This is a genomic window from Crocinitomix catalasitica ATCC 23190, assembly GCF_000621625.1.
Lineage (GTDB): Bacteria > Bacteroidota > Bacteroidia > Flavobacteriales_D > Crocinitomicaceae > Crocinitomix > Crocinitomix catalasitica.
The window spans coordinates 1-7,153 of record NZ_JHXV01000051.1; the positions used below are offsets into that span (position 1 = coordinate 1).

The following is a 7,153-nucleotide window of genomic DNA, read 5'->3' on the forward strand; positions in this document are numbered from 1 at the left end:
AGTTGAACCAGTTTTTGGCACACTTACTCAGTTCATGGGCTTAAGAAAAGTGAATACAATAGGTATTAAACAAGCAAATAAAGTTATGCACCTCGCCGCCATGGCTTACAACCTCAAAAAATATCTGAAATTCACTCAAAAACTAGCTAAAAGTGAGGCAAAAGCACTTGCCAACTTTTTTCTTGAAATAAAGGGCCTGCTAAACGCGAAAAGCCTTGATATAATACCACTTATTTTAAACTAAAATTAGAAGTTCCCAAAAGTAAACTGCCCTTAAAACGGCTAAAATGAAGTCAGTTTTTAATGGAATTGTGGGGTTGTGCAACGGTTACCAGTGTTAGCAAATGTTGTTTTTTAATAAGGCTTTACATATTCTTTATTATAACCATCTTGAAAACTATACCATTTTATATTTAGAAGGTGTTTTTTTGAAAAATCGTGTAAATGCATCGCCCAACCAATTATATCATTCTTTTGCTTATTATTTTGAATTTCAATTATAAGTTCATAAAAATTATTCTCTATGTGTTGACAACAAATTCTCATTTTCGATGTCTCGTTTTGTACAGTTCTAATTATATCAATCTTCTTATTTTTATTACTTTGATAATGTTCAAAGCGATAATATGGAGGGAACGAGTTATATCTTTTTATTAATAGATGATATAGCTGGTTGTCTTTATCATCGAAATTAAAGGTCATCTTATCTCTAATTATAGGCTCAATATTTTTATCGGGAGGATTATCGCAAAAGTCAGACATATCATTTTCATATAAACGTTTTATGATTTTTTCATCTTTACCTCCATATCTCAATGCACTAACACAAGAAACCATCATAGCTTTAATTGCTTGGTCTAATTCAGTTTCTGATTCTGGTTGTTTTTTAAAATAACACTGTCCGAATTCGTCTTTTTTTGAGTGTTCAATAATATCAGGAGCTTCCGCTTCTGGAGCTCCACAGGTTATACATTCATCTTTTGTGACATAAAAGTCTCCAACATTTTCAGGTTGTGAAGGATATTTTTTTGATGAATTATCTGTCATTTTTAATGTTTGCTAACGTTTGGCTATGCGCAGTGCGGGATTTAAAAGCTCTGAACTTTCAATCTAGCACTTAGCTAAAGCTTTGTGTTTTGTTTTTATCTTTTCATTTTTAAAAGCTAAACCAAAGGTTTAGCGGTTTTCATTAATTGCTCCAAATTTTCAATTTACTACCAAAACCCGCATTGCGTATAGGTTTTGTTACCACACGTTATTTCTTCTTTTTTTTCTTGTCAGATTTTACACCAAAACTTGAAGAGGCTGAAGGTTTCATTTCTTTATTCAAAACAAGAATAACAGACTTTTTCAAACTTGGATAGTCAATATCATCTGTAGACCAACCATAAGGATAAGTATGATGAACGCCACTTTTTTCTCTTTCACACAAAAGATGTTTAGCTCCATCTTCTCCAATTTGAATTGTCTTTTCGGTCATTAAAGTCCGTTCTACAGATTTACCATCTTTACTTAAAAGATAAATCTTATACATTATATCGAGGGTTTCTTTAGTTTCTTTAAAAGATTTATAAGTTGTTACTTTTTGACCATTCCACTCAAATTCGTCTATTGCAATACTCCCATATTTTTGATATTCTTCAGGTAAAGTCCCTTTTTCGTATTCTGCTTTCATTATACCGATTAAACTATCTCCTTTCATATAGTTTTCATTAGCATAATATGCCTTAATTAATTTGGGATAAATATTATAATCCTTTGGTGAGAGAGAAACTACTTCTGAATATGCATTGATTGATTTACTGTAATTTTTAGTGACAGTATATTCTAATAATCCAATTGATTTTAAAATTTCAATATAAGTCGGGTCTTCTTTATTAATTAATGAAGCACTTGTATAATATTCTTCTAGTGCTTTAGTAAAGTTTTGCTGAATATGGTAAATATCTGGAACTTTAAAATATGGGTCGCCAAGTTCAAAATCCAATTCTCTTGCTTTATAGAAATATACCAAGGCAGAATCGTGTTTTTTTTGATAGTAAAATGTGTTACCTAATTCTGTATAGTTTTTTTGTCCTTTTGGATTTCTATCAATTGCGATTTTGAATGTTTCAACCGCTTTATCATATTGTTGGTCATATCTTAATGAAAGTCCTTTGTATAGATAAATATTATCATCATCTAAACCTTTGGCAATCGCTTTGTCATACATTTCAATAGCCTTTTTATCATTTTCAAGTTGAAAAAAAGCATAACCTACACAATACAATTGCTCTTTTGTTAATTCTTCCGATTTGTCTGCAAACTTAATAAGTTCCTTAAAATCGCTTTTATTGTATAACTCCTCAACCGTTTGAGCATTTATAATTCCAAACAGAAATGTTAGGATAATTGTTAATGTTAAATGTATTTTCATTGTTCTTTTTAATGTGTGGTAACGGTTGAATAAATATAGCCATTTATGGCGTCGTTGCGAAGCGCTGATATTTATTTTATGTTATGCTTTGTTTTCAATCAACTTTGAAAAGTTAGGCGCAAAATTATTAAGGAAATCGGGGTAATCTGAAAGCTGAATAACCTCTTCTTTATGGATAGATAAAATATGATGAGGGACTTCTTTATAAAAGCTAGAGTTCATTAAATGAATAAAGTCAAATTGCGAAAAATGTTCATTTAGATGTTTATAACCCAACTTAAAACGTTCTTCAATCTGAACGTCTGGCACAAAATGACCGCCATTTTCAACACGAATACGAACCCTTTTTTTCGCCTTTTCGATTGTGTCTAAACAAAAGAAGAACAGGTTTAATTCGAATCCTGCTGTTTTAAATTGTTCTGGCCAAAACATTGGAGTTGAATTGAAGTTGGTTTCGTAACAAAAATCTAATCTATTTCGAATCGCATTTTCAACGGAATCTTCTAATAATGCTCTTGTTTGATGATGGGAGATTTTCGTTCTTAATTCAGAATCTCGCATTGAATTGTAAATCTTCAAATACTCTTTATCGTAATCAAAAGATACTACGTTATTCGGAGTAATTGCGTTTGCAAATGAAGACTTTCCTGAACCATTGCAACCCGCTATGACAAATAACCTGGGTTTAGTCATTAAATTGAGGTGCAGGAGTAGGATTGTTAATCAGCTGCCCAGCTGCTAATTTTTCCTCGTAAATTTTGATTTCTTTTTTAATTCGAGGCATTTCTTTTTTGAACTTTTTTGCAAGTTCTGACAAGAATTCTTCTATTGAGTTATGATTTCCCACAAAGCAAAGATACGATAAATTGAAATAAGCTCAAAGCTTTGTGTTGTTAGAGTTTTATTAATCAATTCGAGATAAGCGGATCAATCAAAACAATTCAATTAAGCCTTGCACAGGTCAAATCGCAATTCTTTAATCTTCCACATTATGGGCGAAATCATCCGCCTGAGGTGGATCATTCTCACTCTTTTTAGGTGAAATTCTTTACTTGAAAGCAGTGATTTGCTTAGAGTTTTTCATTTATATATCTTTTTCTTATAGTCTACTGATTGCGTTAAATGGGTTGAAGTAGCAATAAATGATACCTATTGAACGTTTTATTTGAAATAGCATTCATGAAAAAGTTAGTTTTATTTCTTTTAATAAATATCTCTGCAATACTAGGGTTTTCTCAGGTTAATTGTCTTCAAGATTCAGTTCTACAATTTCAAGAGAGCGATACAAAACATATTAAAAATTATGTCAGATCAACTACAACGTTTAGGTTTTTCGATTCAAGTGGATGTATAATATTCGAACTTGAAGGGGTGGTATCTAGTTATGTAGAGGTTTTTGAACGAACCCTTGGAATGGATTCTATTGGTTTAATAGGGCGATTTGTCGTTGAGGAGAACATTTATTCATTGAGAATGATTGAAGGTGTTACGGTCATTGATTCGGAGTCGACAAGAAAATCTTTGAGCTTAAGAACGTTTTTATAAAGTTTACCCTCTAGGTAATATTTCAAATTAACTATTTAAACCTGCGGTCTTAAGATTCAATATACAAATACACATTCAAGTATTCAGTTACAAATTATGATCAACCGCAATAAAGCATAACGTTTAAATAAATATAAGCATTTATGCTGTCGGCGCGCAGCGTTGATATTTATTTTTTGTTAGGCTCTGTTTTTTGTGTTCGAATCGATTCATATTCATTTCCTAGCATATCAAGATAGCTATTGTTATTTTCACCAGAGCACACTTTTATAAAAGGCTCCTTTTGGTTTTCGTTCCAATCATTGTTTTTTGTTTCATAAAGTTTATATTCTTCCGGTAAATATGGATTGAGTATGCGAACTATGGCATTTTCCGTTTCGTTGTACACATTCTTTAAGCTCATATCAGTGCACCAACCAGAATACTCGATATAAATTTGTGTGATAGCTCCGCTCATTATATATGGATTTGTATGAAAGATATACTGCCCTTTCTTTCCGTCCATTAAATTAATAATCGAATCTCTTGAGGTCAGGGAAAAAGGAACCTCATACCATATACGTTTCTTTTTAAAAGTGGTATCTCCAGTAGAAAAACTAATTGAACTAACCTCTTGAGATAATTCCATTACGCCATAATTTAAAATACTGTCACGTACCAGTACTATTACTCGAGAAGGCCTTCCTCTGCTCGAACCAAGGCCATAAATTGAGTACGAAAGTTTGAATTCTTGACCAAGCATTCTTTTTTCTTGGTTCTCATCTGATTGTTGGACTTGATTATCTACGATTGGGCTTTTGTCTTCAATGATTGATTTGGTAATTATTTGAACCATTTTCTCTCTATCTTCTTCCGTTTTGAGTTCTCTTTCCTTCGCTTCTTTTAAGAACTCATTGAGGCTCAAATTAGGAATCAAATCTTCATTAAATTCAATCACTTGTTTGGTGTCAGGGTTGGACCTTTTTAAAGTAACCTTCCCTGAGATTTTTACTTGACCCTCTACTTTTTTAATTGTCAGTTTCCCTGTAGGAGCTTCATCTTTTGGTTTGAAACCTCCATAGTTATTAATCAAATGGATTTTGATTTTATCAGAATTCATATCAAACTCAAATGAATCATTGAATTTTGGGACTTCTATAACGAATTGAACCGAGCCAGATGAATATTGATAACCCATAATTTCACTACTGTTCATTTCAATAATCAAAAGAGACTTTTGCTGACTTTTCTTAATATCATAATCCATAAGCCAACCAGAGTTGGTTGGTAATTGAGCATTATTGATAAAACAAAGAACAGTATATGGTAGATGTGTGGTGCTATCTGGATAAGCTATCTTGCGCTCCAACATTGGCTTTTCATTATCTGAATTTTGAGCCTGAGCGCACGAAACGGTAAAAAAACAAAATTGAATCAGAATTGAATAGAATATTAGTCGTTTCATTTTTATATTAATAGAGCCTAACGTTGTTGTATATGGTTTGTTGCGTGTTTTAAGCACCTAATTTAGCAAATACAAACCGAATAGAAAATCCGCAAGGATTTTCGTAAGTAGGCTAGAACTAGCAATAAATTATATACGGTGTTAGCACAAGTTTTTTAATTCTCAAATATCTTTATTAGTTTCTTATTTATTTCTTCTTTTTCTCTAACGAAATCAAAAATCGGCCATTCTAAATAGGAATCGAGATTTAATTTGTCTACAATAATTGATTGAGTGAAAAGCTCTTCTAAATCATCGTGTTTGTCTCTTAAAATATTATGGGCAATTTTGAAAATTGGTGTCGCTGTACCAACTTTTATTTTCTTTAATACTTTTTTAACCTCACTATCTTTATTCTGTTTTTTTAGAGAAATTGCATTGTTAACTTTAATGCGAAGAATATAATCTTCTTGGTCTTCATTTTTCGGTTCGATTTGCTCGGAATATTTACAAGTTTTGCAGACAAGGTCGTAATTCTTTGCATTCAAATCTTCGAAAGTTTGTATCATTATTTGAAATATGGCATTATCAATATTGTCTTTATCCCAATTTCCCCAACAATTAAATATTAGTAACTGTCCAGCAAGTTTAAATTGAGAACAAGATTTTAAAAAATAATCTTTATCAATATGAACTATATCTCCAATTTGGTAGTTGAAAGGATTTTTTGTTCTTGAAATGTATTTCTTATTTACAATAGATGAATTATGAACTATTAAGTGTCTCCTTTCTCTTATTTCAATGATTTCACTCCATTTTATTAAATCTTTTTCAAGTGAAATAGAGAGTTTATCTTCAAAATGTTCGAGAAGTTCGTTAAACGATTTTTCAATAATTAAGCTTTCTACTTCTTTTACAATTAAATCTTTTGTTGCTTCTTCTATGCTGTCGTATTCATTAAGCTCCTTTAATGTGAATTTAAATTCCTTTTCGTTAAGTGAGTTTTTAAATTTATTGTAATAATAACTGAGAAGGTCAGCGATTAAGTATTCAAAATAATTATTAAGCATTAAGAAAGAACTACGAGAAAGGATTTCATAATTTCTTGGTGATATTTTTGGTTGCTTTTTTAATTTTCTGGCGAACTTTGTTAGATATGTTTCCACTTCCTCTTTTGATAAAGAGTCATTTTCTTCATCCTTGTTTTTACCAAGTTCCATTTCCTCTTTAATTTCGGAAAATGCTTGGTCAAAAAATTCTTTCGACTTTTATTTTATTGATGCGTCTTCTCCAGAAGCTAAATTTCCAAACTTATGAAAATAGAGTTTGACACTATTCAAGTTTTCGAAATATGTGTCATAAATAGATTCTACGTTATAGATATTTGCTTTTTTTTCTTCTTTTGAATCGGAACTGTTAGAATCTTTTTCTTCTTTCATAAGTTTTTCAAATTTGTGCTAACATCAAGGTATACATAGCGATAGCGACGTAGACCTTTAAATAGGTCTGAAGATATAAATTTTTTATATATCTGAAGTCTATTTAAAGGTTTATGGTGTATACCGCTTGTTATGTTCAAGTTTTTTGATCTGGTCTGGCTTTATTTTTTTACTTGCTCCAGACAAAAAACTGTAGTCGTTGGGTTGTCCTTTTGCTTTAACGCATTCCACTCAAAATAAATCAGATCTTAATGTGATATATGGTTGATATGTCATCTTCGTTCAGTCTGATTTGAACTGTATAATTGTATGGTTCTTACACACTTAATT

Annotated in this window: 8 protein-coding genes; 2 read left to right on the top strand and 6 right to left on the bottom strand. The window is 31.2% G+C overall.

Features of this window, described 5'->3' with window-relative positions:
- Positions 1-244 (top strand): transposase (locus tag T367_RS24290; protein ID WP_211252730.1); only part of this gene is annotated, 244 nt, incomplete at its 5' end.
- Between the two features lie 110 nt (positions 245-354).
- On the opposite strand, the gene T367_RS0118065 is transcribed toward T367_RS24290, so the two are convergent.
- The 3 genes from T367_RS0118065 to T367_RS0118075 form a co-directional block, all read right to left on the bottom strand.
- A complete protein-coding gene (locus T367_RS0118065) occupies positions 355-1,047 on the bottom strand; it encodes a ferredoxin (protein WP_027421105.1) in 693 nt (230 codons plus the stop codon).
- Positions 1,048-1,255: 208 nt separating this feature from the next.
- Positions 1,256-2,416, bottom strand: a complete 1,161-nt coding sequence (locus tag T367_RS0118070; RefSeq protein ID WP_027421106.1) for a tetratricopeptide repeat protein — start codon at positions 2,414-2,416, stop codon at positions 1,256-1,258.
- Positions 2,417-2,497: 81 nt separating this feature from the next.
- Complete coding sequence (locus T367_RS0118075) at positions 2,498-3,109, bottom strand: zeta toxin family protein (RefSeq protein ID WP_027421107.1); 612 nt, start codon at positions 3,107-3,109, stop codon at positions 2,498-2,500.
- Positions 3,110-3,595: 486 nt separating this feature from the next.
- Here T367_RS0118075 and T367_RS0118085 point away from each other — a divergent pair, with 486 nt between their 5' ends.
- Positions 3,596-3,961, top strand: coding sequence for a hypothetical protein (locus T367_RS0118085; RefSeq protein ID WP_027421108.1), 366 nt, complete (start codon positions 3,596-3,598; stop codon positions 3,959-3,961).
- Between the two features lie 169 nt (positions 3,962-4,130).
- Here the strand turns inward: T367_RS0118085 and T367_RS0118090 are convergent, their stop codons facing one another.
- The 3 genes from T367_RS0118090 to T367_RS24975 all read right to left on the bottom strand — a co-directional run bounded on the left by T367_RS0118090 (position 4,131) and on the right by T367_RS24975 (position 6,823).
- Positions 4,131-5,405 carry a hypothetical protein gene (locus T367_RS0118090; RefSeq protein WP_157454303.1) on the bottom strand — a complete coding sequence of 425 codons (1,275 nt, stop codon included), beginning with the start codon at positions 5,403-5,405 and terminating at the stop codon, positions 4,131-4,133.
- Between the two features lie 155 nt (positions 5,406-5,560).
- Positions 5,561-6,604: a hypothetical protein gene (locus tag T367_RS0118095; RefSeq protein WP_027421110.1), complete on the bottom strand. Its 1,044-nt coding sequence runs from the start codon at positions 6,602-6,604 to the stop codon at positions 5,561-5,563.
- A gap of 48 nt (positions 6,605-6,652) precedes the next feature.
- Positions 6,653-6,823 (bottom strand): hypothetical protein, encoded by a 171-nt coding sequence (locus T367_RS24975; protein WP_157454304.1) that lies wholly within the window; start codon positions 6,821-6,823, stop codon positions 6,653-6,655.
- Positions 6,824-7,153 lie beyond the last annotated feature (330 nt).

Excerpts from the sequence above, each read along its gene's own strand:
- T367_RS0118075 (WP_027421107.1), bottom strand. The coding sequence starts at position 3,109 with ATGACTAAACCCAGGTTATTTGTCATAGCGGGTTGCAATGGTTCAGGA.
- T367_RS0118095 (WP_027421110.1), bottom strand. The coding sequence starts at position 6,604 with ATGGAACTTGGTAAAAACAAGGATGAAGAAAATGACTCTTTATCAAAA.
- T367_RS0118070 (WP_027421106.1), bottom strand. The coding sequence starts at position 2,416 with ATGAAAATACATTTAACATTAACAATTATCCTAACATTTCTGTTTGGA.
- T367_RS24975 (WP_157454304.1), bottom strand. The coding sequence starts at position 6,823 with ATGAAAGAAGAAAAAGATTCTAACAGTTCCGATTCAAAAGAAGAAAAA.
- T367_RS0118065 (WP_027421105.1), bottom strand. The coding sequence starts at position 1,047 with ATGACAGATAATTCATCAAAAAAATATCCTTCACAACCTGAAAATGTT.
- T367_RS0118085 (WP_027421108.1), top strand. The coding sequence starts at position 3,596 with ATGAAAAAGTTAGTTTTATTTCTTTTAATAAATATCTCTGCAATACTA.
- T367_RS0118090 (WP_157454303.1), bottom strand. The coding sequence starts at position 5,405 with ATGAAACGACTAATATTCTATTCAATTCTGATTCAATTTTGTTTTTTT.